At 61.5% G+C, this 22815-nt stretch carries 19 protein-coding genes; 12 read left to right on the top strand and 7 right to left on the bottom strand.

Features of this window, described 5'->3' with window-relative positions:
• Positions 1–53: 53 nt before the first annotated feature.
• Positions 54–1292 carry an extracellular solute-binding protein gene (locus RLEG4DRAFT_RS28290; protein ID WP_003581919.1) on the bottom strand — a complete coding sequence of 413 codons (1239 nt, stop codon included), beginning with the start codon at positions 1290–1292 and terminating at the stop codon, positions 54–56.
• A 223-nt stretch (positions 1293–1515) separates the two neighbouring features.
• On the opposite strand from RLEG4DRAFT_RS28290, the gene RLEG4DRAFT_RS28285 reads away from it, so the two are divergent.
• The 5 genes from RLEG4DRAFT_RS28285 to RLEG4DRAFT_RS28265 all read left to right on the top strand — a co-directional run bounded on the left by RLEG4DRAFT_RS28285 (position 1516) and on the right by RLEG4DRAFT_RS28265 (position 7499).
• Positions 1516–2721 carry an ROK family transcriptional regulator gene (locus RLEG4DRAFT_RS28285; protein WP_003581918.1) on the top strand — a complete coding sequence of 402 codons (1206 nt, stop codon included), beginning with the start codon at positions 1516–1518 and terminating at the stop codon, positions 2719–2721.
• Positions 2722–3084: 363 nt separating this feature from the next.
• On the top strand, positions 3085–4440 hold the full coding sequence (locus tag RLEG4DRAFT_RS28280; RefSeq protein WP_003581917.1) for an extracellular solute-binding protein: 1356 nt from the start codon (positions 3085–3087) through the stop codon (positions 4438–4440).
• A 127-nt stretch (positions 4441–4567) separates the two neighbouring features.
• Positions 4568–5452: a carbohydrate ABC transporter permease gene (locus RLEG4DRAFT_RS28275; protein ID WP_003581916.1), complete on the top strand. Its 885-nt coding sequence runs from the start codon at positions 4568–4570 to the stop codon at positions 5450–5452.
• Between the two features lie 10 nt (positions 5453–5462).
• Positions 5463–6377: an ABC transporter permease subunit gene (locus RLEG4DRAFT_RS28270; RefSeq protein WP_003581915.1), complete on the top strand. Its 915-nt coding sequence runs from the start codon at positions 5463–5465 to the stop codon at positions 6375–6377.
• A gap of 12 nt (positions 6378–6389) precedes the next feature.
• On the top strand, positions 6390–7499 hold the full coding sequence (locus RLEG4DRAFT_RS28265; RefSeq protein ID WP_003581914.1) for a sn-glycerol-3-phosphate import ATP-binding protein UgpC: 1110 nt from the start codon (positions 6390–6392) through the stop codon (positions 7497–7499).
• Positions 7500–7516: 17 nt separating this feature from the next.
• Here the strand turns inward: RLEG4DRAFT_RS28265 and RLEG4DRAFT_RS28260 are convergent, their stop codons facing one another.
• Entirely contained in the window at positions 7517–7990 is a 474-nt protein-coding gene (locus RLEG4DRAFT_RS28260) for a cupin domain-containing protein (protein WP_003581913.1), read from the bottom strand.
• A 116-nt stretch (positions 7991–8106) separates the two neighbouring features.
• On the opposite strand from RLEG4DRAFT_RS28260, the gene RLEG4DRAFT_RS28255 reads away from it, so the two are divergent.
• Positions 8107–8643 (top strand): hypothetical protein, encoded by a 537-nt coding sequence (locus RLEG4DRAFT_RS28255; protein WP_003581911.1) that lies wholly within the window; start codon positions 8107–8109, stop codon positions 8641–8643.
• Here the strand turns inward: RLEG4DRAFT_RS28255 and RLEG4DRAFT_RS28250 are convergent.
• Positions 8640–9410 (bottom strand): TIM barrel protein, encoded by a 771-nt coding sequence (locus RLEG4DRAFT_RS28250; protein ID WP_003581910.1) that lies wholly within the window; start codon positions 9408–9410, stop codon positions 8640–8642. The genes RLEG4DRAFT_RS28255 and RLEG4DRAFT_RS28250 overlap by 4 nt on opposite strands.
• 143 nt (positions 9411–9553) lie before the next feature.
• Between RLEG4DRAFT_RS28250 and RLEG4DRAFT_RS28245 the strand changes: the two genes are divergently transcribed.
• Positions 9554–10342, top strand: a complete 789-nt coding sequence (locus RLEG4DRAFT_RS28245; protein ID WP_003581909.1) for an SDR family NAD(P)-dependent oxidoreductase — start codon at positions 9554–9556, stop codon at positions 10340–10342.
• Positions 10343–10478: 136 nt separating this feature from the next.
• Positions 10479–10943 carry an RrF2 family transcriptional regulator gene (locus tag RLEG4DRAFT_RS28240; protein WP_037094884.1) on the top strand — a complete coding sequence of 155 codons (465 nt, stop codon included), beginning with the start codon at positions 10479–10481 and terminating at the stop codon, positions 10941–10943.
• Position 10944: 1 nt separating this feature from the next.
• On the opposite strand, the gene RLEG4DRAFT_RS28235 is transcribed toward RLEG4DRAFT_RS28240, so the two are convergent.
• Positions 10945–12072, bottom strand: coding sequence for a monooxygenase (locus tag RLEG4DRAFT_RS28235; protein ID WP_003581906.1), 1128 nt, complete (start codon positions 12070–12072; stop codon positions 10945–10947).
• Between the two features lie 262 nt (positions 12073–12334).
• On the opposite strand from RLEG4DRAFT_RS28235, the gene RLEG4DRAFT_RS28230 reads away from it, so the two are divergent.
• Entirely contained in the window at positions 12335–13111 is a 777-nt protein-coding gene (locus RLEG4DRAFT_RS28230; RefSeq protein WP_171898243.1) for a metallophosphoesterase, read from the top strand.
• 33 nt (positions 13112–13144) lie between these two features.
• On the opposite strand, the gene RLEG4DRAFT_RS28225 is transcribed toward RLEG4DRAFT_RS28230, so the two are convergent.
• The 3 genes from RLEG4DRAFT_RS28225 to RLEG4DRAFT_RS28215 form a co-directional block, all read right to left on the bottom strand.
• Positions 13145–16330 (bottom strand): efflux RND transporter permease subunit, encoded by a 3186-nt coding sequence (locus tag RLEG4DRAFT_RS28225; protein WP_003581903.1) that lies wholly within the window; start codon positions 16328–16330, stop codon positions 13145–13147.
• Positions 16327–17505: an efflux RND transporter periplasmic adaptor subunit gene (locus tag RLEG4DRAFT_RS28220; protein WP_003581902.1), complete on the bottom strand. Its 1179-nt coding sequence runs from the start codon at positions 17503–17505 to the stop codon at positions 16327–16329. Before RLEG4DRAFT_RS28220 ends, RLEG4DRAFT_RS28225 begins: the two co-directional genes overlap by 4 nt.
• Positions 17506–17764: 259 nt before the next feature.
• Positions 17765–19309 (bottom strand): cation:proton antiporter, encoded by a 1545-nt coding sequence (locus RLEG4DRAFT_RS28215; RefSeq protein WP_003581899.1) that lies wholly within the window; start codon positions 19307–19309, stop codon positions 17765–17767.
• A 243-nt stretch (positions 19310–19552) separates the two neighbouring features.
• Between RLEG4DRAFT_RS28215 and RLEG4DRAFT_RS28210 the strand changes: the two genes are divergently transcribed.
• From RLEG4DRAFT_RS28210 to RLEG4DRAFT_RS28200, 3 genes are read left to right on the top strand one after another with little or no spacing between them, the layout of a single operon-like run.
• Complete coding sequence (locus tag RLEG4DRAFT_RS28210) at positions 19553–20017, top strand: MarR family winged helix-turn-helix transcriptional regulator (protein ID WP_003581897.1); 465 nt, start codon at positions 19553–19555, stop codon at positions 20015–20017.
• Entirely contained in the window at positions 20010–21233 is a 1224-nt protein-coding gene (locus RLEG4DRAFT_RS28205) for an HlyD family secretion protein (protein ID WP_003581895.1), read from the top strand. Before RLEG4DRAFT_RS28210 ends, RLEG4DRAFT_RS28205 begins: the two co-directional genes overlap by 8 nt.
• Positions 21226–22767, top strand: coding sequence for a DHA2 family efflux MFS transporter permease subunit (locus tag RLEG4DRAFT_RS28200; protein ID WP_003581894.1), 1542 nt, complete (start codon positions 21226–21228; stop codon positions 22765–22767). Before RLEG4DRAFT_RS28205 ends, RLEG4DRAFT_RS28200 begins: the two co-directional genes overlap by 8 nt.
• Positions 22768–22815 lie beyond the last annotated feature (48 nt).

Below are 22815 nucleotides of genomic sequence, written 5' to 3'. Positions count from 1 at the left end.
ATAGATTCTGGAGGCCGGGCGACGGCGGGCGCCGCCCGGGTTTCTGGGGTCGATCAGAGGCCGCTATTGTCGGCTGCCGACTTCAGCGCGTCCTCGGGAGAGGACTGGCCGAGCAGCGATTCCTGGATCGCCTGCTGCAGGGCGGTCGAAAGCTCCTGATATTTCGGTGTCGTCGGGCGCGGATACATGGCTGCAAGGCCGACCTTGGCGGCGGAGATCAGCTCTTCCTGGCCCTTGGTAACGGCGGGATCCTCGTAGGATGAGGCCCAGATCGGCAGGCTGAGCTTGGCATAGGCATTCTGTGTCGCCTGAGAGGTCATGAAGGTGATGTATTTCCAGGCCTCGTCGGGATGCTGGCTGGCCGAGGTGATGCCGAGGCCCATCGAACCGTTGACGGCGGACGCCTGGCTCTTGCCGGCAATGCCCGGCGCCGGAACGACGCCGACCTTGCCTGCCACCTTGCTGTCCTTCGCGTCGTTGGCCATGTTGTACATATAGGTCCAGTTCAGCGCGAAGGCGGCGTCGCCGTTTTCGAAGACCTTGCGGACATCCTCTTCCAGGAATTCCTTGGAGTTCGGATTGGTCAGGCCGGACGAATAGCTGGAAACCATGTATTTCAGCGCATCGAGGCCGCCGCCGGTCTGGAAGGCCGGCTTGCCGTCCTTCAGGAAGTCGCCGCCATAGGCGCTGACCAGCGTGGTGTAATCGCAGATCGCGGCTTCCGCCTGCGACCAGCTCCAGGCGATCGGCGTGGCGAGCAGGCCCTTGTCCTTGATCATCTTTGCCTGCTCGGTCAGCTCGTCCCAGGTTTTCGGCGGCGTCTTGATGCCGGCCTTTTCGAGGATTTCCTTGTTGTAGAACAGGTATTTGGTGTCGAGGATCCACGGCATGCCGTAATATTTGCCGTCATACTGCACGGTGGTCCAGGCGCCCGGCAGCACGCCTTTCTTCATCTCGTCGGTAACGCGCGAGGAGACGTCGACCAGCACCTTGTTGGTGGCGTATTCGGCCGGCCAGATGACGTCGAAGAGCACGACGTCGTAACCGCCGCCGGAACCCTGCGCCAGCACAGTCTTGTCGTGCAGGCCTTCATAGGGAACGAATTCGAGATTGACCTTGATGTCGGGGTTCGCTTTGGCGAAGGCATCGGTCATGGCGCGCACATCGGCCTCGCTATAGGCGGCCTGCGCCATGAAAAGCGCGTTCAGCGTCGTTTCGGCGAAAGCGTGCGGCGCAAGGGATGCGCCGATCAAGGCCGCACCCAGAAGCGTCTTGGTAAAGGATTTCAGCATTGCAGCCTCCAGTTTTTGACATTTACGCATTGCCGATGGCGGGCCTCCCGCCATCGGTGTTCGAGACGGCACGCATGGGAAGGTGCCGGTTGTCGTCTCGGAGCGTCGTCGGAGCCCTTGTCTGGGCTCCTGCGTTCCCTGGAACTCTTCGGTCCCCTATTAAGTCAATTGTCTTGACTTAATACTTCTTCAACAGTCTATTGGAGTCAAGAGGCAATTGCACATGAATGACGTCAGGCCAATCCGGGCCAAGAGCGGTACCAACCACGAAGGCACCAGCGCCCATAACCGGCGCGTGATGATCGATGCCTTGAGGATCAACGGTGAGCTTTCACGCGCCGATCTGGCGCGGGCGACATGGCTGACCAAACAGACGGTGTCCAATATCATCGAGGAACTCGAGCGCGACGGTCTCGTCCGTTCGCAGGAGCCGGTGCGAAAGGGCAGGGGGCAGCCCTCGACGCCCTACCGGCTTGTGCCCGAAGGCGCCTTCGCGATCGGCTTGCAGATCGACCGGCATGTGACGCGGGCGGTCGCGGTCGATCTGATCGGCAGCGTTCTCGTGCGCGATGAGGCCGGTCTGCCACCCGGAGGGCCGTCAGAAGGGGCGAAGGTCATCCTCGATCTCGTCGCCGGCGTGCGGTCAAAACTTGCCGGGATGGTGCAACAGTCGGAAAAACGGCTGGTCGGCCTCGGCGCCGCGATGCCAGGTCCCTTTGGGCTGGACGGCAGCGGCGACGATCCCTGGATGATGGAGGCCTGGCAGAAGTTTCCGCTGCTGGAAACGCTGGCCACCGGGACCGGGCTCGATGTCGGGCTGCAGAATGATGCGGCGGCAGCGGCGACCGCCGAGCGTATGGTGGGGGCTGCCCACGGCCTCGACCATGCCGTCTGCCTCTTCGTCGGCTACGGCATCGGCGCCGGCCTGATTCTGAATGGCGAACTCTACCGCGGCGCCAACGGCAATGCCGGCGAGATCGGCATGGCACTGCTGTTTGCCGACGGCAAAACGACGCCGCTCGAACATCGCGCTTCACTCGCCTCACTCTATCAGCATCTCTCGGCCGATCCTGCCGATCCCGACCTGCATGCACGCATCAACGATCTTGTCTTCAAGGGCGACCAAAGCATCGAGACCTGGATCGAAGCGGCAGCAGTCGACCTGCGCTGGAGCATCCATCTGATCGAAACCGTCTTCGATCCGCAGACGGTGATCCTGTGCGGCAGTGCCCCGGAAGCGCTAGTGGAAAGGTTGATTGCGGCCATCGGTCCGCTGCTGCCCTCGATCGCCGAACGACCTGGCCGCATGCTGCCGCGCCTGCAGCCCGGCATGGCCGATCCCTGGTCGGTGGCGCTCGGGGCTGCCGCCGGGCCGATCAGCCGTGCATTCGATCCACATTTCGCTGCAATTTTGAAGGATTCCCTCTGATTCAGGGGCTAAAACCGGGCGTTGCACAGCAGTGCAACGGCGTAGAGGGAGCCGGTTTTGCAAGTTTTCATGCGGCGGTATCTCCGAATAAGGATGCCGTCCCGCAATATAGGCAAATATTGAAAACCCTTGAAATTTATAAATATTCGAATATAAATATAAATGTTCGGCAGTGCGCTGGGGAGGCTGGCGAGGCTTCTCTAAATATAGCCTCGGCTGTGGCAAATAACATCCGAATGAAGGTTTTGTGACGGCACGGTTTCGATCGTTTCATGTCATGTAATATTCATTGGCCGCGGCAATTTGAACCAGCTAATAGGGCGTGCGCTGAAAGTGCGCGTCCCTTTTATGTTCGAGGTTCTCATGCAAGCCAAGCTTCTCGGCGCCGTTGGCGCCCTTCTCGCTACAGCGTTTCTTGCCGGTCCCGCTGCCGCCGCCGATAAGACCAAGATTGACTTCTGGTTTGGCAATTCCGGTGACATTGCAAAGCGTGTCCAGGAACAGTGCGATCGCTTCAACCAGTCGCAGGCCGATTATGAAGTCGTCTGCACCAGCCAGGGCAGCTACGACGCTTCCCTGCAGAACACTATTGCAGCCTTCCGCGCCGGCAAGCAGCCGACCATCGCTCAGGTCTCCGACGCCGGCACGCTCGACATCATGCTTTCCGGCGCCTACTACCCGGCCAACCAGCTGATGACCGACATGGGCTATACCGTCGACTGGAAAGATTACTTCTCCGGCATCGCAAACTATTATGCGACGTCGAAGGGCGAGATGTATTCCTTCCCCTTCAACTCCTCGACCGCTCTGCTCTACTGGAACAAGGACGCCTTCGCCAAGATCGGCAAGGACCATGCTCCGGCCACCTGGCAGGAAGCCGGCGAAGATTTCAAGGCGCTGAAGGATGCAGGTTATGCTTGCCCGCTCGCCTTCGACATCTCCAACAACGAAGTCTGGCAGTACGTCGAGCAGTTCGAAGCCGTTAACGGCGAAGCGATTGCGACCAAGAAGAACGGTTTTGAAGGCCTCGACGCCGAGCTGACCTACAACAAGAACCCGCTGCTCGTCAGCTACATCAAGGACCTCAAGTCCTGGTACGACAACAAGCTTGCCTTCATCAAGAACAAGGCCGTCGGCCAGACCTTCGTCGAAGCCTTCGCCGCCGGCGATTGCCAGGTCATCCTGACCTCGGTCGGCGACCACGGCAATATCGGCCGCACCGCCAAGCAGGGCATGAACTGGGCCGTTGCCATGCTCCCGACCTATGGCAATGCAACCCGCCACAGCTCTTATGTCGGCGGCGCTTCGCTCTGGGTTCTGAAGGGTCACTCCGACGCCGAATACAAGGCTGCCGCTGCCTTCTTCAACTTCATTGCCAAGCCGGAAGAAGCTCTCACGTGGTCGACCGTGACCGGCTATATCCCGGTTCGTAACTCCGGCTTCGAATATCTGAAGAAGCAGGGCTTCTACGACAAGGCTCCTTACGCCGGCCGTGAGCTCGCCATTCAGAGCCTGACCGCATCGCCTGCCGACGACACGGCTCCGCACGGCATCCGCCTCGGCGGCCTGCTGCAGGTCCGCACCGAAATCGCCAACGGCCTGCAGGCAATCTTCGTCAACAATGCCGACGTCCAGGCTTCGCTCGACGGCGCTGCCGAACGCGGCAACCAGCTGCTGCGTCGCTTCCAGCAGACCTACAAGAACGTTCAGCTCCCCTGATCGGCTGATATGAGCCGCACCCGGCCGCCTTGCGCGCGCCGGGTGTGTCTTTGTAAGCTCTCTCAATCAGTCGCGGATGCGAACTGTCGCCCGCGCCTACAACAAAGCATGGCGAAAACGACCACTCATGGAAAAGCGCGTCACTTTCTCCTCGACGACGATCGGACTGCTCTTCGCATTTCCGATGCTGCTGCTGATCTTCGTCTTCTTCTATTGGCCGAGCGCGCAGGCGCTTTATTGGGCGTTCACGCTCGAGCAGCCATGGGGCGGCGGCAACGCCTGGGTCGGTTTCGACAATTTCAAGCAGCTGCTCAGCGATCCGATCTATTGGGAGTCGATCACCCGCAGCATGATCTTCGGCTTCAGCTCGACCGCCATTGCCATGGGGATGGCGCTCATCCTGGCGCTTTTGACGGATCGTGAACTGCACGGTCACAAAATCTACCGGTCGGTCTTCATCTGGCCCTACGCGATCGCCGCTCCCGCTCTCGGTCTCGCCTTCCGCTTCATCCTGGCGCCGGAGGCCGGCCTTCTCTCGGTCATCAACCACGTCTGGCCCGGCCTGTGGAACCCGGCGCTCGACGGCAAGGACGCGATGATTGCCGTCATCATTGCCTTTTCCTGGAAATATATCGGCTATAATTTCATTTTCTTCCTTTCGGCGCTGCAAGGCATTCCGCGTTCGCTGATCGAGGCCGCGGCCATGGACGGCTCAGGGCCGCTGCGGCGCATGTGGGATCTCCAGCTGCCGCTGCTGACGCCGACATTGTTTTTCCTGCTCGTCATCAACATCACCGAAAGCTTCCAGGATTCTTTCGGCATCGTCGACGTCATGACCCAGGGCGGGCCGGCACGGGCGACGGAACTCATGGTCTACAAGATCTATTTCGATGGCTTCAGGGGGCTCGATTATTCCGGCGCCGCCGCCCAGTCGATCATTCTCATGGCGCTCGTCGTCCTGCTCACCATCTTCCAGTTCCGCTTCATCGAGCGGCGCGTGCATTACAAGTGAGGTCGCAGATATGATCGAACGCACGCCGATATTCAATTTCATCTGCTATACGCTTCTGGCGCTCGGCATGGTGATCGCGCTTTTGCCTTTCGCTATCGTCATCATCGCATCGACGCTCGATCTGGAGACGGTCAATCGCGTGCCCCTGCCGCTGACCCCGAGTTCGCACTTCTGGGAAAATGCGCAGACCGCTTGGGTCCGCGCCGATCTCGGCAACAAGCTGATCCATAGCATCATCTTCGCCACTGCGGTCGGCGCCGGCAAGGTCATCCTTTCCGCCATGGCGGCCTTCTCGATCGTCTACTTCCGCTTCCGCGGCCGGCATCTGATCTTCTGGATCATCTTCATCACGCTGATGCTGCCGCTGGAAGTCCGCATCGTGCCGACCTATTCGATTGCGGCCAATGCGCTGCAGCCGTTCCAAACGATCCTCGATATCACCGGAATTACCGCGCTGGTTGCCTGGGTGTCCGGTATCCAGATCAAGCTCGAATGGGGTCTGTTGAATTCCTATACCGGCCTCGTGGCGCCGCTCGTCGCGACCGCGACCGGCACCTTCCTTTACCGTCAGTTCTATCTGACCGTTCCGGACGAGCTTGCCGAGGCCTCGAAAATGGACGGATCGGGTCCGGTCCGGTTTTTCTGGGACATCCTGCTGCCGCTGTCGCGGCCAAACATGATCGCATTGTTCACCATCATGTTCGTCTGGGCCTGGAACCAGTATCTCTGGCCGCTGCTGATCACCACCGATCCGAATTTCGGCATTGCGGTGACGCAGCTCAAGACCTTGATCCCGTCCGAATTCGGCCTGCCCGACTGGAACGTCGCCATGGCCGGCACACTTATCATCATGTCGCCGCCGCTGGTGCTCGTCATTCTGATGCAGCGCTGGTTCGTGCGCGGCCTTATCTCCACCGAGAAGTGAAGGAATAGTCCTGTGGCACCGATCTCAATCCGTGATGTGAAGAAGAGCTACGGCAAGAATCCCGTCGTTCACGGCGTCGACCTGGAGATTCAGTCCGGCGAATTCATCGTCATCCTCGGTCCATCCGGCTGCGGCAAGTCCACGCTGCTGCGGATGATCGCGGGGCTTGAGGAAATCAGCGGCGGCGAAATCGCCATTGACGGGCGCGCCGTCAACCAGCTGGAGCCGCGCGAACGCGGCTGCGCCATGGTGTTTCAAAACTATGCGCTCTATCCGCATATGAGCGTCGCCGAGAATATCGGTTATGCCCTGAAGGTGGCCGGCGTCTCGAAGGCCGAGCGTAGCCGGCGCGTTGCCGAGGTTGCCAAGGCACTCAGCCTCGAACCCTTCCTGGACCGCCGGCCGGCCGCGCTTTCCGGCGGCCAGCGCCAACGCGTCGCCATGGGGCGTGCAATGATCCGCGAACCGAAAGTGTTCCTCTTCGATGAGCCGCTGTCCAACCTCGATGCCAAGCTGCGCATCGCCATGCGCGCCGAAATCCGCCGTCTGCACCGCCGCCTGGGCGCCACCTCGATCTTCGTCACGCATGACCAGACCGAGGCGATGACACTGGCCGACCGGCTGGTGGTGATGAACGGTGGCAGGGTGGAGCAGGTCGGCACCCCGGAAGAGGTCTATCATCATCCGGTCTCGCGTTTCGTCGCCGGCTTCGTCGGCACGCCGGCGATGAACCTGCTCGAAGGCACGATCAACGACGAGGGCGTCTTCGTCTACGATCAGAGCCGCAAGATCGCACTGCCGCGCGAGCGCGCCGCGCCGCTGAAAGGCAAACGTGTCGTGCTCGGCATGCGCGCCGAGGCGGCTCGGCTGGTGGCGCCGGATGCGCCCGGCGCTCTGGTGGCGACGGCCGACTTTATCGAGGAACTCGGTGCGAGCCGCGTCGTTCACGCCGATTTCGACGGGCTGCCCTTTGCCGTGGCGCTGACCGAGGCCGTGACCGTCAAGTCGGGCGATCCGATCGGTATCGCGATCGATCACAATGCGATCCATCTTTATGCCGCCGATACCGGCCGGATCATCGAAAACCCGGCCATGAGCGGTGCGGATGCGGTCCACGCCTGACGGGCGTGCGATACCGGTCAGCGATGGATCGGATCGATCCAAGGCACGTCTTCCGGCTTTTCGACCGGCTCGATATCGAGATTGACGACAACAGGTTCCTGGCCTGAGCGGACGAGCACGCATTCCAGCGTCTCGTCGCGGCTGGCATTGATCTCCTGATGCGGCACATAGGGCGGGACGTAGATGAAGTCGCCGGGGCCGGCTTCGGCGGTATATTCCAGGTGCTCGCCCCAGCGCATGCGGGCCTTGCCCTTGACCACATAGATGATGCTTTCGAGATCGCCGTGGTGATGAGCGCCGGTCTTGGCGTTGGCATGGATCGTCACGGTGCCGGCCCAGATCTTTTCGGCGCCGGCGCGGGCATTGTTGATCGCGGTCGCGCGGTTCATGCCCGGCGTCTGCGCGGTGTTCGGGTCAAGCGAATTGCCGGGAATGACCTTGACGCCATGTTCCCGCCAGTCGATGTGGTGATGCTCGTGATCGTCGCTCATGCCTTGCCTCCACCTTCGATAAGGTCAATCTAGGCGGAGGCAGCGAGACCGCCAAGCGGATTTGCCGGTCACGCGAGGCGCAAGCCGGAAAACTGGACGAAGTTGGATTGCACACGATGAGCCACCTCCCGCAGATCGACTACGACACGGCTTCGCAAGAGGTTCGGGCGGCGCATGACGAGGAAGTCAGGCTGCGTGGACGGATGACCAACATGAAGCGGACGCTGCTGCATTCGCCGGCCGCCCATCGCATCTATGCCGAATGGTTCACGCTGCGGGCCGAACTCGATCCTGTCCTCAACGACCGGGAGATCTGGATCTTCTCGCATGCGATTTCGAAGGCGGCGAAATCGAAGATCGCCATCACCTTCTTTCGCCGGGCGCTGATCAGCAAGGGTTTCAATCCCGATGCGCTGGAGCTTTCCCGAGCGGAAGCGCTGCTTGCCGCCTTCGGCAAGGCGATCGTCGTCGATTCCAATGCCGTTCCCACCGAACTCTGGGTGAAGCTGAAAGAGCGCTACGAAACCAAGGTGCTGGTCGATCTCGTCGCCTTTGCCGGTATCATGCTGGCTACCGCCGTCTTCAACAATGTCGTCGAGGTTGATTTCGACCCCGAGCTTGAAGCCTTTGCGGAAGGCGCAAACCCGACCTAACCGTCCAGCGAGGCGATCGCGGCCCTGACGGCGTCGGCACCGGCTCGGATCGGCCGGTATTCCAGGCCGACGGCGCCGTCATAACCATTGGCGAAGATCCAGCCGAGTCGGTGGGCAAGGTCGATGCCGCGGGAGCCCGGTTCGTTGCGGCCGGGATGATCGGCGACGTGGACATGGAAAACACGGTCGAGGCGGCCGTCCAGCACCTCTTCGGTGCGCTCGTCCATCACGGCGGAATGGTAGATGTCGTAGACGATGCCGATCTCGGGGCGGGCGACGTCGTCGACGATGTCGAGGCCTTCGCGGGTCGAGTCGAGGAAATAGCCGACATGGTCGATACGGATGTTGAGCGGTTCGACGCCGAGGCGCACACCGCTGCCTGCAAGGATATCGGCGCCTGATTTCAGCGTTTCGGTGAGCGCCCGGCGCTGCTCTTGGCGGGGTACGCCCGGAAGATCGTCGCCGGCCTGGGCAATCAGCACCGGCGCGCCGAGACGCTTGGCGGCTGCGACGGATTCGGCAAGGCCTTTCAGCCATGCCTGCCGGTTGCCGGCGTCCGTCAGCGCGATCATCGGTTCGGCGACGAGGCTGGTGACGGCAAGGCCGGTTTCCTTCAGCGCCGCCTCGATCGCGTCGAGATCCTTATCGGTCCAGCGCCAGAATTCGATCGCGGTCAGGCCGCCGGCATGGGCGCGGCGGATGCGATCGGGAAAACTGTCGCCTTTTTCGGCAAACAGCCACTCGATGCAGGCTGAATAACGTCGCATGAAAACTCCTCGCATCTTTGGATGCAGGCTGCGACAGATCGGCGCCCGCCGCAAGAGGCGTCGGGGTGCTTGACGCTCGGTTTCATTGGCGGAACACTCGCCACATCAGGCCGGAATCGCCGGCCGCTGGTGCGGAGGAAAATATGGATCTGGGACTGAAGGGGAAGACCGCGGTCATAACAGGCGCGTCTGTCGGCATTGGATTGGCGATCGCCGAGGGGCTGGCGGCTGAGGGCTCCAATCTCGTGCTGGCGGCCCGCGGCGGCGAACGGCTCGAGGCGGAAGCCGCCCGCATCGCCGAGAAATACGGCGTCAGCGCCGCCGCTATTGTCGCCGATGTGGCGACGGTTCCCGGAACCGAGGCGATCATCGCGGCTGCGGCCGAAAAAGGCGGTGCCGATATCCTCATCAACAATGCCGGCACCGGCTCGAATGAGACGGTGATGGAGGCGCCCGACGAGAAGTGGCAGAGCTATTGGGACCTGCATGTGATGGCCGCCGTTCGGCTGGCGCGCGGCATCGCGCCGCAGATGAAGGAACGCGGCGGCGGCGTGATCCTGCACAACGCCTCGATCTGCGCCGTGCAGCCGCTCTGGTACGAGCCGATCTACAATGTCAGCAAGTCGGCGCTGATGATGTTTTCGAAGACGCTCTCGACCGAACTCATCAAGGACAATATCCGCGTCAACTGCGTCAATGCCGGCCTGATCCTCACCCCCGACTGGATCAAGACCGCCAAGCAGTTGACGGCCGAAACCGGTGGCAACTGGGAGGGCTACCTGCAGAGCGTCGCCAATGAGCACGCAGCCTCCAAACGCTTCGGCACGCCGGAGGAGCTGGCAAACGTCTTCGTCTTCCTGAGTTCGGAGCGGGCGAGCTATTGCATCGGCTCGACCTATTTTGTCGATGGCGGTATGCTGAAGACGATCTGAGCGAGACTGAGCGCGGCCCGTGGACGTTACCGATATAAGCTATAAATAATAGCTATTTTGTTGTATGTTCACGCTTTTGACGCTATTTGCCTGCTATTGGCAGGATAAATACTGCGTTTTCTACAGGGCAACGACAATGCTGACGAAAAAGGGAAAATATGGGCTGAAGGCGCTGGTGGATCTGGCGCGGCTGGCGCCGGGCGAGACCGCTTTCATCAATGACATCGCGGCCCGCAACAATATCCCGAAGAAGTTTCTCGATACGATCCTGCTCGAACTGCGCAATGTCGGCATCCTTCGCTCGAAGAAGGGGCCGGGCGGCGGCTATTCCCTGTCGCGGCCGGCCTCCGAAATCCGCATCGGCCATGTCATCCGCACGCTCGATGGGCCGCTGGCGCCGATCCGCTGTGCCAGCCGCACGGCCTACGAGGCCTGCGACGACTGCGCCGATCCGGAAACCTGTCAGGTGCGGCGCTCGATGACCGATGTTCGTGACGCGATCGCCGACATCCTCGACAATATGAGCCTCGAGCAATTCGTTGCCGCCAGCGGCCGCATCGACGGCCCTAAGGAAGAATTGCCGATCTCAGCTGCCAGCTGAATCAGGCGTCGCCGGGCTTCGACCTATATTCGCCTGCCGCACGCATCAGCCTATCCCGTGGGAGCGATAAAGCGTGGATGCGGGCATTGCGCCAATGCCGGTCGAGATTGAGTCCGATGCCGGCCGATATTTCCCCTGCCAGTTCGAACAGCGCGTTTGCGGTGTCGAGTGCCGTTTCCCCCGCAAGGATCGCGGCCGCCGAGGCGGAAAAATGCGCGTCCGCCATCGCGGCCTCTACGGGATTGACCTGGGCAATGTCGAGTTTACGGCCAGCCCTTTCCAGAGCTGCCGCGGTCGCTTCGATGCGGATGGCGCGCTCGCCGATGCGGGGAAGAACGGTTGTGCGGCGATCGCCAATTGCCGCCATCAGGTCGCTCCATGCGGCCCGAGCGATACCCAGGCTGACGCTTGCCTTCAGCAATAGGCCGAGCGAGATGCCGGTGGAAACGTCGGAAAAGGGAGCAGGCGCAATCGCATCGGCATTGACGTGAAGCGTGCCGACGATTGCCGTCGCCGATCCATTGGTGCGCTGGCCGAAGCCGTCCCAATCGTCGACCACCTGTAGGCCGTCGTCGTCTCCTGCAAGGTAGAGGGTCACTGGACGGCTGGGTGGAGCGGTGGCGACAGCGGCGATCCAGTCGGCGAACAAAATACCGGACGCCTGCCCAGTGCGCCCGCTCAGGCGATAACCCGGGCCTTCGGCCGTAAGCTCGGCTCCTTCCATCAAGGCGGCGCCTGCAAAGCGGTCACCGAGCAACACGCGGGCAAACAGCGATGCCTGCACATCCTCAGCCGCCTGGGTGCGCAGCGTTTCCAGCACGCAAAAATGGGTTTCCAGCGCTTGGCCGATCGAGGCATCGCCCTCGGCAATGATTGCGACGATTTCGGCGAGCGGGGCGTTCGACACGTCGAGCCCTTCATGGTCGGGCGGGACAGTGATTGCCGTCAGTCCCGATACCGACAGCGCGTCGAGTTCGGCAAAGGGCAGCACGCGGTTGATGTCGCGTTCGCTCGCCTGATGCCGGAATGCGGCGGCAAGGCCGCGGGCCGTGGATATCGCCTCCTCTTCACTTTCGATGCGATGCGCGGGAGGCCTCTTTCTCTCCTGAAACTGCGATACCGTTCCCATCGGTCACTCTTTCCTACAGCGCTCTGCGTCTCTTGAGGGGCGCAAAGAATGCTGCAACATGTTGACTCGGCGCGTCGTACTTTCCCAAAATCGCTCCAATTGTCGGGCCGACGCCAGGGACACAGGAGTGATGGATCGGCCCTAAAATGATAAGGCCGGTTTTTCTACAAAACGCCAAGGCTTTGAATTTTCCTACCTGCTTGATTGCCTTGTGCTCCACTCTACTTACCGGCAAGTGGGGCTTCCTTGATCGAGAAACATGATGGGCGATACTCTTGCTCGCAACGGCGAGGCTTCGAAAATGGCACGCCAGTCGAGACCACGTCTGACGCTGGATATTGCCGCGATCCCGACCTATGCGATCGGCGACATTCACGGGCGGTACGATCTGCTTGCGAAAGCCGAGGAGGCGATCCTGCGCGATGCCGCGCGGCTGCCGGGGCGTAAGCTGATCGTGACGCTTGGCGACTATATCGACCGTGGACCGGCATCGGCCCAGGTCATCGCTCATCTCATGGCGCCGCCGCCTGAGGATTTCGACCGCATCTGCCTTGCCGGCAATCATGAAATCGCCATGCTCGACTATATCGATGGCTGGATATCCTATGACGAGTGGATGCGGATGGGTTCGGCAGAATCGCTTAAATCCTATGGGCTCGATCCGGAGCATCTGCCGCTGGTCTTTCCCTCCGGCGCAAAGCTCGATGCCTTCATCCGCCAGTCGCTGCCGCACACGCATATCGATTTCATGCGGGCGATGCCTGTCATGCTGGAGACTCAAAGCGTGATTTTCGTGCATGCCGGCATCAATCCGAAACTGCCGCTCGGCGAGCAGACGGACGAGGATCTCGTCATGATCCGCCAGCGGTTCCTCGAAAGCCGGGTGCCGTTGCCGAAACTCGTCGTTCACGGTCATACGCCGAACGACGCGCCCGACATACGGTCGAGACGGCTCAATCTCGATACGCGCGCCTATCGCAGCGGCAAGCTGACCGTCGCCCGCCTGTGGCAGGGTGAGGTGCATCTGTTTTCCACCTGACGTCCCGCCTCCTTGGCCGACTGTCGAAGCGCATCAGACCGTCTCGCTCTCAACCGGGACGGCCTCCACCGGTTTCTCCGCCGGTCGGCTGCGGCGCCAGCCGCGCAGCACGACGTAGAAGACCGGCGTCAGGAACAGGCCGAAGATCGTCACGCCCAGCATGCCCGAAAAGACGGCGGTGCCGAGCGACTGGCGCATTTCGGCGCCGGGGCCGGTGGCGATGGCGAGCGGCAGAACACCGAAGATGAAGGCGAATGCCGTCATCAGGATCGGGCGCAGCCGAAGGTGGCTGGCCTCGATCGCCGCGTCCACCGCCGACTTGCCCTCGTCTTCGGCCTGCCTGGCGAACTCGACGATTAGAATGGCGTTCTTGGCCGCAAGGCCGATCAGGACGATCAGGCCGATCTGCGTCAGGACGTTGTTGTCCATTCCTCTCAACGAAACCCCGATCAGCGCCGCGAGCACAGCGAGCGGCACGATGAGAATGATCGCCAAGGGCAAAACCCAGCTTTCATATTGTGCCGCCAGTGCCAGGAAGACGAAGATGACGGACAGGGCGAAGATGTAGACGGCGGTGTTGCCGGTGTGGGTCTCCTGATAGGCGAGTTCCGTCCATTCGAAGGTTGTCCCTTGCGGCAGGATCTTCGCCGCCAGCGCTTCCATCTTCTTGATGGCGTCACCCGTCGATGTGCCCGGCGTCGGATTGCCCTGGAGCGGTACCGAGACATACATGTTGTAGCGTTGGACAAGCGCCGGCCCGCTGGAATCCTGGATGTCCATCAGGGTTCCAAGCGGCACCAGTGCGCCCGTCGCCGACCGAACCTTCAGGGCGAGGATGTCGTCCCGGTCCATGCGGTATTGCCGGTCGGCCTGGGCCCGAACCTGGTAGACGCGGCCGAACGCATTGAAATCGTTCACATAGGCGACACCGAGATTGATCGAAAGCGCGTTGAAGATATTGGGGATCGGCACATTCAGGAAGCGTGCCTTGTCACGGTCGATCTCTAGGAAGTATTGCGGGCTTGCATCCGAGAACGTCGTAAAGACGCCGGTCAGCCCTTCGGTCGTGGCTGCCGCACCCATCATCTGGCGGGCAAGGCCGAGCACCCGCGTCATGTCGGCGTTTTCAAGATCGGAAATCTGCATCTTGAAGCCGCCGGAATTGCCGACGCCACGCACGGAGGGCGGCGGGATGGCAATGATGAAGGCTTCCTGGATGCTTTGCAGCTTGCCGTAAAGCTCGCCGATGATCTTGTTGGCATTCTCGCCACCTTCTTCACGTTCGGCAAAAGATTTGAACGGCACGAAAACGACGCCGGAATTCGAGGCATTGGTGAATGTCGCCCCGCTGAAGCCGGCGAATTGCACGGCATTGCCGACACCCGGCACGGTGCGGGCGATATCACCCACCTGCTTGACGACGGCATCGGTACGGGCAAGCGAGGCGCCGTCCGGAAGCTGGATGACAATGATCGCGTAACCTTGGTCCATGGTCGGGATGAAACCCGCGGGAACCCTGGTGCTCACGAACCAGGTTGCTCCGAGCAGGCAGGCGAAGGCAACCATCGAGCAGGTCAGCCCGACCCAACTGCTGACGAGATGCCGGACGATCCATGAATAGCCGGAGCTTAGGCGATCGAACCCGCGATTGAAGCCGTTTGCAAGACCGCTTCCCAGGCGTGAGGCGATATTCTTGCGCCTGGTTTCGTGGTCATGGGTTTTCAGCAATATGCCTGCAAGGGCGGGTGACAGCGTCAGGGAATTCAATGCTGAAATCGCTGTGGTGACGGAGATCGTCACCGCGAACTGCCTGTAGAACTGGCCCGATATGCCGGGGATGAAGGCCGTCGGCACGAACACGGCGATCAGCACCAGCGAGATGGCGACGACGGCGGTTCCGACTTCGTCCATCGTGACGTGGGAAGCTTGCTTCGGCGTCATGCCGCGCGCCAGATTGCGCTCGACGTTTTCCACCACCACGATCGCATCGTCGACGACGATACCGATCGCCAGCACCAGGCCGAACAGGGTGAGCATGTTGAGCGAGAAGCCGAATGCCAAGAGCACGGCGAAGGTGCCGATCAGCGATACCGGTATGGCAACGATCGGGATGATCGCAGTTCGCCAGGATTGCAGGAAGACGAGAACGACGATCGCCACCAGGATGGCCGCCTCGGCGATGGTTCTATAGACCTCCGAGATCGAATCCGAGATGAATTCGGTGGTGTCGTAGACGATGCGATATTCCAGTCCCTCCGGGAAATTCTGGGAAATGTCCTTCATCAGCGTCTGGACCTGATGCGCCGTGTCAAGAGCATTGCTTCCCGGCCGGGCGAAAATGCCGAGAGCCACTGCGGGGTCGTTATTCAGATAACTGTTGGTGACGTAGTCCTGTGCGCCGAGTTCGATGCGGGCGACGTCCTGCAATTGCACAAGCCGACCCGATGTCGTCGATTTTACGATGACATATCGGAACTCGCGTGCATCAGAGAAGCGTCCGTCCGTTCGCACCGTATATTCGAACGCGTTCTTGCCGGTCACCGGCGGCGCGCCGATCTTGCCGCCTGATACTTGGACGTTTTGGTCTCTCAAGGCGGAGACGACGTCATCGGAGGTCATGCCGTAGGCGGAGAGCTTTTCCGGATCCAGCCAGATTCGCATCGAATACTGGCGTTCGCCAAAGATCTGCACGTCGCCGACGCCGTCGAGGCGAACCAGAACATCGCGGATGCGGTTGCGCGCGTAGTTTGAGACGTAAAGCTGGTCATAACGGTGCGATGGCGACAGCAGATGCACCACCATCATCAGATCAGGCGAACTCTTGTCGGTGGTCACGCCGAGCCGCTGGACCTCCTCGGGAAGGCGGGGCAGGGCGATCGAAACGCGGTTTTGGACAAGCACCTGGACCTTGTCGAGATCGGTGCCGAGTTTGAAGGTGATCGTCAGCGACATGGCGCCGTCAGCGCTGGAATAGGACGACATGTAAAGCATGTCTTCGACGCCGTTGATCTGCTGTTCGAGCGGGGTCGATACGGTATCCGCGATCGTTTGCGGATCGGCACCGGGATAAGAGGTGCGCACGACAATGGTCGGCGGCGCGATCTCCGGATACTGCGAGACCGGCAATTGCGTATAGGCGATACTGCCGACGACGAGAAAGAGGATCGAGATGACGGCCGCAAAGATCGGCCTATCCACGAAGAAATGAGCAAATCTCATTGTCCGCTCTCCGCGCCTGCGGTCTCAGGCGGGGTGTCCTGCCGCTCCTGCGGCAGTTCGCTCATCTGCGGCGTGATCTTCGAGCCGGGCCGTGCGCGTATCACGCCGTTGACAATGATCGTCTCGGTACCGTCAAGGCCCTCGCGTATCACACGATAGCCGTAGAGCCGCGGTCCGGGCCTCACGGGCTTGGTCGAAACCTTGCCATCGGCGTCGACGACATAAACGACGCGTTCGTTCTGGTCCGAGCCGATCGCCTCGTCGGGCACGAGAATGGCCTTATATGTGTTGGAGGCTGCAACCTGTATCCGGCCGAAGAGGCCGGGTTGAAGGACGAAATCAGGATTGGGAAAGCGGGCACGGATGCGGATGGTGCCGCTCTCATTGTCGATCCGGTTCTCGGCGAAATCGAGTTTTCCCTTGAAGGGCTTGGCGGTGGAGTCCGAGATCGTGACGGACACATCGACGCCGCCGCCGCCCTGCTGCAGAACCTGGCCCTGCTTGCGCGCCGTATCGGCGAAATTCAGCAGGCGGCGTTCATCGACGTCAAAATAGAAATCGATCGGATCGAGCGAAACGATGGTGGTGAGCACCGTCTGATCGGTTTGCACGAGGTTGCCGGCCGAGATCAGCCGGCGGTCGATGCGGCCGCTGAGTGGGGCCGTGATCTCGGTATATTCCATGTCGAGGGAAGCACGATCGGCGGCAGCCTGGGCGCCGCGGACATTGGCCTCGGCCGACTCGAATTCGCGGCGGCGATCGTCCAGAGTCTGCGCCGACTGGCTGCCGCTCGATGCGAGCGACTGGGCGCGCTTATACTGCGCATCGGCAAAAACCAGGGCGGATTGCGAGGCTTCGAGCGTCGCCTTTGCCTGATTGAGCGCGGTTATGAACGGCCGCTGGTCGATGACGAAGAGCAGGTCGCCCTGCTTCACCAGGGCGCCGTCTTCGAAATGGATTTCCTGCAGGTAGCCGCCGACGCGCGAGCGGACGGAGACTTCGTCGACCGGCTCGAAACGGCCGATGAACTCGTCATTGTCGACGACATCGCGCACCACAGGTTTGGCGACGGTGACCGGAGGAGGGGCAGCCGGTGCACCTTGCGCCATTGCGGCCAGAGGCATGAACGTGGCGATAGAGCCAAGCACCAACATCTGTCGAAGCACGTAAGTCATACCGGTCCCTCCAATCTCGACGGCCGATCGGCCGCTGCCGAACCCAAGATAAGGTGATGCCATTCAGGTCTTTGCTTTGAACGAAGGCCTCGGCCCTCGTGCTTTCTCCCGGCGTCCAATCCTCGAAGAGGAAGGCCGGCACGCAATGCACATCGGAAAAATGGTAACGCTATGAAAGTGGATATAAACGGCAGCGGCGAAAAATAGCAAATGCCAATTGGCTGCGGTTCCGAAATCCATCAAAACTTCATGAATGAGGTCAGCTCTCGACGATCTCGTCGCGGCCGGGCGGCAGGACGGCGAGTTCGGCCCAATCGAGTTCCTGTTCCAGCATATGGAAGACATCGTCGTCGATTTCGTCGGCACGGCGCATTGCTGCCAGTTTGCGGCGTTTGGCGGCGATGACGCTGCGGCGCTGCTTGTCGAGCCTGCTGACTTCGCGCGGGTGTTTGCCGTCGGCGGCGATCTCACGCTCGGAGGTGTAGACGTCGCGCAGGATGCGGGTGGATTTGTCCTCGCCGTCGGCAAGTTTGGCAAGTGCCGCATCGATCAACGCGACCCGGGCTCTGGTGAGGTCGCGGTCGAGCGAGGTATCCGGCTCGAATTTCAGCAAGTGGATCAGCGGTCCGAGCGTCAGGCCCTGGACGATGAGCGTGCCGAGAACGACGGCAAGTGCACTGAGCAGGATAATGTCGCGATCGGGGAAGTCGATCGGCAGAGCGAGCGCAGTCGCCAGCGTGACGAGGCCGCGCATGCCGCACCAGCCGGCAAGCAGGCTGGTCGCGAAGGTGGGAACGGCCTGTTTGGTATAGCCGCGCTTGGCGAGGAAGGTGACGACGCGGTTATAGAACAGCACCCAGGCCAGGCGGGTGACGATGACGGTGATGAAGACCGCGGCGGCCAAGGTGATGGCGAAACTCAGCCGGCCGGGATCGAGGTCGAGGACGATCTGCCGGACCTGCAGGCCCATCAGCAGGAAGGCGAGCACGTTGAGCAGGAAGACTGCGGCTTCCCAGACCGAATAGGAATGAATGCGGTGGCGGGCCGTCTGCCGCTCGGGCATGTAGCGGGCGATCACCATGGCATAGACCACGATCGCCAGAATGGCTGAAAGGTGCAGCCGCTCGGCGATGATCCACGTGCCGAAGGTGGCCACGAATTCGAGCAGGGTACCGCCGAGCGTGCCGGCGAGCTTCAACCCGACGACCATGTAGAGACGGCCGAGGAGATAACCGAGGATGATGCCGCCCGGCACGGCGAGCGCCAGCTGCGCCAGGACACTGGCAAAGAAGGCGGGGCTTGCGGCGGCCGCTACTGCGGCGCTGAAGATCAGCAGCGCCACGGCATCGTTGAGCAGGCTTTCGCCCTTGAGGATCACATAGGTCTGGCGCGGCAGGTCGAAGCGGTCGAGCATGGCGGTTGCCGCCGCAGCATCCGGCGGCGCGACGATGGCGCCAACGGCCACGGCTGCGGCAAGCGGCAGGCCGGCCATGGTCACGCAGACGGCGGCGACGGCTGCGGCCGTCAGGATCACGGCGATAGCAGCAAGCGAGAAGAGCGGCAGCCAGTTACGTCGCAATGTCCGCGGCGGCAGATCATAGGCGGCGTCGAAAAGCACCGGCGCGATCAGCAGCGCCAGTGCCAGCTGGGGATCGATCGCGACCTCGGGCGCCCAGGGCACGGCGGCGACGATGATGCCGGCGATCGCCAGCATTGTCGGATAGGGGATGCGGAATTTCCTGGAGAATTGCAGGAAGACAATCGCCACCAAGAGCAGCGTCAGCATGCTTTCGAAGAACGCCATCGAGCCCTCCTGCGCACCTCCGGCGGAGGCGACCTCTGCCCGAAACTAGGGCCGAGGCCGGGCTGCGGCCACTGGACGGAAGTCCTGCACCGGCAAGAGAGGACGATTGCGAGCCTCCTGGCCGCAGCTGCGGCATTTTGGCTGCGCCTGCGAATTCCTGCGACCATGCCCTTGCGCCTTCGGCATGCTCAATATATCTACCGATATTATAAGTATGCTTATAAATAACGGTCACAGGTTTTCATGAACGCTACTCCGACCCTCGGTTTCCTTCTCCACGACGTCGCACGGCTGCTGCGCAAGCGGTTCGAGCAGCGCGCGAAATGCCTTGGGCTCACTCGGTCGCAGTGGCAGACGCTGGCTTACCTCTCGAATAACGAGGGCATCCATCAGGGCGGTCTTGCTGAAATCCTCGAAGTCGAACCGATCACGCTGGTGCGCATCCTCGACAAGCTCGCCGAACGCGGGTTGATCGAGCGCCGCCAGCATCCGACCGACCGACGCATCTGGCTGCTTTACATGCGCGACGAGGCGCATCCGCTCCTCGCCGAAATGCGGGAGCTAGGCGACACCACCCGCGCGGAAGCGTTGCAAAGCATTACGGCCGAGCAGCGCGAGCAGCTTTTTCACATCCTATCGGTAATGAAGACGAACCTGGTTCAGGCATGCCGGAGCCCGGTCGACGAGAATGAGTTGAACGATGGCTGATCAATCCCCCCTCCGCGTCGTTGCCGACGCCAATACCAAGACACCTGTCGGAGAAAACCAAGCCAAACAGCAGGAAACGGTAGCCGAAGCGCCTTCATCCAATTCAGCGCCGGCTACCGCCGTGGCTGCGCCTGGCGGCAACAAGGTCCGCCGCCGGCGCAGTCTCACGCGGCCGATCCTGTTTGCCCTGCTGCCGTTGGCGCTGGTCGTCGGCGGCTATTATTACGTCAATGGCGGCCAGGTGATGTCGACCGACAACGCCTATATCCAGGCCGATATGGTCGGGCTCACCACCGATGTCTCGGGCATCGTCGAGAAGATCGACGTGCATGAGAACGAGGCCGTCAAGGCGGGGCAGGTGCTCTTCAGCCTCAGGGCTGATTCCTGCAAGATCGCGCTCGATGGCGCCAAGGCGCAGCTCGGCGTACAGCGCAACCAAATCATGAGCCTCAAGGCCAGCTATCAGCAGTCGCTCGCCGAGATCACGCAGGCGCAAGCCGATCTACCTTATTACCAGGATCAGTTCGACCGGCAGCAGAACCTCGTCAACAACGGCAGCGCGACGCAATCGGCCTATGACGAGGCCAAGCACAATCTCGAGGCGGCTCAACAGAAGGTCACCGTTGCCAAGGCGGAAGCCGCAACGACGCTTGCCCAGCTCGGCGGCAGCGCCGATCAACCGATCGAAGAGAACCCGCTCTACCTGCAAGCCAAGTCGAATGTCGACAACGCCCAACGCGAACTCGACCACAGCGTCGTCAAGGCGCCGTTCGACGGCATCGTCACCAATGTCAATGCGCTGCAGGTCGGCTCCTACCTGCAGGCGTCGCAGCAGGCCTTCTCGCTTGTCGCCACCGATCATCTCTGGATCGCGGCCAGCCCGAAGGAAACCGAACTCACCTATGTCAAGCCCGGCCAGACGGCTGAGATCTATGTCGACACCTATCCGGGCGTGATGTGGAAGGGCAAGATCGAGAGCATCAGTCCGGCCTCAGGCTCCAGCTTCTCGCTGCTGCCGGCGCAAAACACCACGGGCAACTGGGTGAAGGTCGTGCAGCGCATTCCGATGCGCGTCAGCATCGAGGATACCGCTGGCAAGCCGCCGCTCCGCGTCGGCATGAGCACGGTGGTCGACGTCGAAACCGGCCATGCCCGCGGACTGCCCGATTTCGTCAACAAGCTTCTGGGCCGGCCTCAGGGCAAGGACCATGAGTAACGCTTCCGCATCCCCCGCGACCCCGGTTGCCAATCGCGGGGCGATCACGGCTTGCGTCATTCTCGCCGTCATCATGCAGGCGCTGGACACGACGATTGCCAACGTGGCGCTGCCCTATATCCAGGGCAGCGTGTCCGCGTCCGCCGACCAGATCAACTGGGTGCTCACCTCCTATATCGTCGCGGCGGCGATCATGACGCCGCCGTCGGGCTTCCTTGCCGCCAAGTTCGGCCGCAAGCGCGTACTGCTCGTCGCCATCGCCGGCTTCGTGGTCGCCTCGGTGCTCTGCGGCCTGGCGCAATCGCTGAACCAGATCGTCGCCTTCCGCCTGTTGCAGGGCCTGTTCGGCGCGTCGCTGGTGCCGCTTTCCCAGGGCATTCTTCTCGATATCTATAGCGTCGAGGAGCGCGGTTCGGCCATGGCGCTTTTCGGCGTCTCGGTGATGGTCGGGCCGGTCCTTGGACCTGTCATCGGCGGCTGGCTGACCGACAATATCAGCTGGCGCTGGGTGTTTTATATCAACGTGCCGATCGGCGCGCTTGCTTTCGCCGGTATCGTCGTCTTCGTTTCGGAAACGAAGAGGGATGCGCTCGCCAAACTCGACTGGTTCGGCTTTGGGATGATGAGCCTGTTCATCGCCGCGCTGCAGCTCTTCCTCGACCGCGGTGAGCAGCTCGACTGGTTTTCCTCCGGCGAGATCATGCTCGAAGCGATTATCTGCGCCGCGGCCTTCTATCTGCTTCTGGTGCACACGCTGACGGCAGAGAAATCCTTCGTCAATCCGAAGCTGTTTCTCGACCAGAATTTCTCGGTCAGCATGATCTTCATCTTCGTGGTCGGCGTCACCTACCTCGCCTCGCTGGCGCTGATGACCCCCTATCTGCAGACGCTGATGGGTTATCCCGTCATCACCGCCGGCATCGTCATGGGGCCGCGCGGGCTCGGCACCATGCTCTGCATGTTTATTGTCGGACGGCTGATCGGCAAGGTCGATACGCGATTGCTGCTGGTGCTCGGCCTCGGCCTGACCGCTTGGGCGATGTACGACATGACCGGTTGGACGCCCGATGTTTCGCAGTGGACGATCATCTCAGTCGGCTTCATCCAGGGCGCCGGTCTCGGCTTTCTCTTTGTGCCGCTGACGACGATCGCTTTCGCCACGCTGCCCGCCCATATGCGCGGCGACGGCACCGGCCTCTACAATCTGTCGCGCAACATCGGTTCGGCGGTCGGCATTTCGATCGTCTCGGCGCTGATCGTCGAGAATACGCAGAGCAATCATGAGTCGATCGCCTCCTATGTGACGCCGTTCAATCATGCCTTCAACGCGGTAGCGGCGCAGGGGCTGAGCCCGCTGACGGCGGCCGGACGCGCCTCGCTCAACGAGATCATCACGCTGCAATCGACGATCATCGCCTATATGGACGATTTCAAGCTCTTGATGCTGATGTCGCTCGCCGTCATTCCGCTGGTGCTGCTGCTGCGCAAGCCGAAGGCGGCGCCTGCCGTCGACCACAGCGCCGTCATGGAATGAAATTTAAGCGTTCCCGCAATTCCGGACGCCAAACCGCTTCGCACTTTT

Source organism: Rhizobium leguminosarum bv. trifolii WSM2297 (genome assembly GCF_000271845.1).
Note: the sequence above shows the minus strand (reverse complement) of the source record. Positions and strands in the feature narration are given on the sequence as shown.

Bases quoted from the DNA above. Each gene is read 5' to 3' on its own strand.
- RLEG4DRAFT_RS28290 (WP_003581919.1), bottom strand. From the start codon at position 1,292: ATGCTGAAATCCTTTACCAAGACGCTTCTGGGTGCGGCCTTGATCGGC.
- RLEG4DRAFT_RS28285 (WP_003581918.1), top strand. From the start codon at position 1,516: ATGAATGACGTCAGGCCAATCCGGGCCAAGAGCGGTACCAACCACGAA.
- RLEG4DRAFT_RS28280 (WP_003581917.1), top strand. From the start codon at position 3,085: ATGCAAGCCAAGCTTCTCGGCGCCGTTGGCGCCCTTCTCGCTACAGCG.
- RLEG4DRAFT_RS28275 (WP_003581916.1), top strand. From the start codon at position 4,568: ATGGAAAAGCGCGTCACTTTCTCCTCGACGACGATCGGACTGCTCTTC.
- RLEG4DRAFT_RS28270 (WP_003581915.1), top strand. From the start codon at position 5,463: ATGATCGAACGCACGCCGATATTCAATTTCATCTGCTATACGCTTCTG.
- RLEG4DRAFT_RS28260 (WP_003581913.1), bottom strand. From the start codon at position 7,990: ATGAGCGACGATCACGAGCATCACCACATCGACTGGCGGGAACATGGC.
- RLEG4DRAFT_RS28255 (WP_003581911.1), top strand. From the start codon at position 8,107: ATGAGCCACCTCCCGCAGATCGACTACGACACGGCTTCGCAAGAGGTT.
- RLEG4DRAFT_RS28250 (WP_003581910.1), bottom strand. From the start codon at position 9,410: ATGCGACGTTATTCAGCCTGCATCGAGTGGCTGTTTGCCGAAAAAGGC.
- RLEG4DRAFT_RS28245 (WP_003581909.1), top strand. From the start codon at position 9,554: ATGGATCTGGGACTGAAGGGGAAGACCGCGGTCATAACAGGCGCGTCT.
- RLEG4DRAFT_RS28240 (WP_037094884.1), top strand. From the start codon at position 10,479: ATGCTGACGAAAAAGGGAAAATATGGGCTGAAGGCGCTGGTGGATCTG.
- RLEG4DRAFT_RS28235 (WP_003581906.1), bottom strand. From the start codon at position 12,072: ATGGGAACGGTATCGCAGTTTCAGGAGAGAAAGAGGCCTCCCGCGCAT.
- RLEG4DRAFT_RS28230 (WP_171898243.1), top strand. From the start codon at position 12,335: ATGGGCGATACTCTTGCTCGCAACGGCGAGGCTTCGAAAATGGCACGC.
- RLEG4DRAFT_RS28225 (WP_003581903.1), bottom strand. From the start codon at position 16,330: ATGAGATTTGCTCATTTCTTCGTGGATAGGCCGATCTTTGCGGCCGTC.
- RLEG4DRAFT_RS28220 (WP_003581902.1), bottom strand. From the start codon at position 17,505: ATGACTTACGTGCTTCGACAGATGTTGGTGCTTGGCTCTATCGCCACG.
- RLEG4DRAFT_RS28215 (WP_003581899.1), bottom strand. From the start codon at position 19,309: ATGGCGTTCTTCGAAAGCATGCTGACGCTGCTCTTGGTGGCGATTGTC.
- RLEG4DRAFT_RS28210 (WP_003581897.1), top strand. From the start codon at position 19,553: ATGAACGCTACTCCGACCCTCGGTTTCCTTCTCCACGACGTCGCACGG.
- RLEG4DRAFT_RS28205 (WP_003581895.1), top strand. From the start codon at position 20,010: ATGGCTGATCAATCCCCCCTCCGCGTCGTTGCCGACGCCAATACCAAG.
- RLEG4DRAFT_RS28200 (WP_003581894.1), top strand. From the start codon at position 21,226: ATGAGTAACGCTTCCGCATCCCCCGCGACCCCGGTTGCCAATCGCGGG.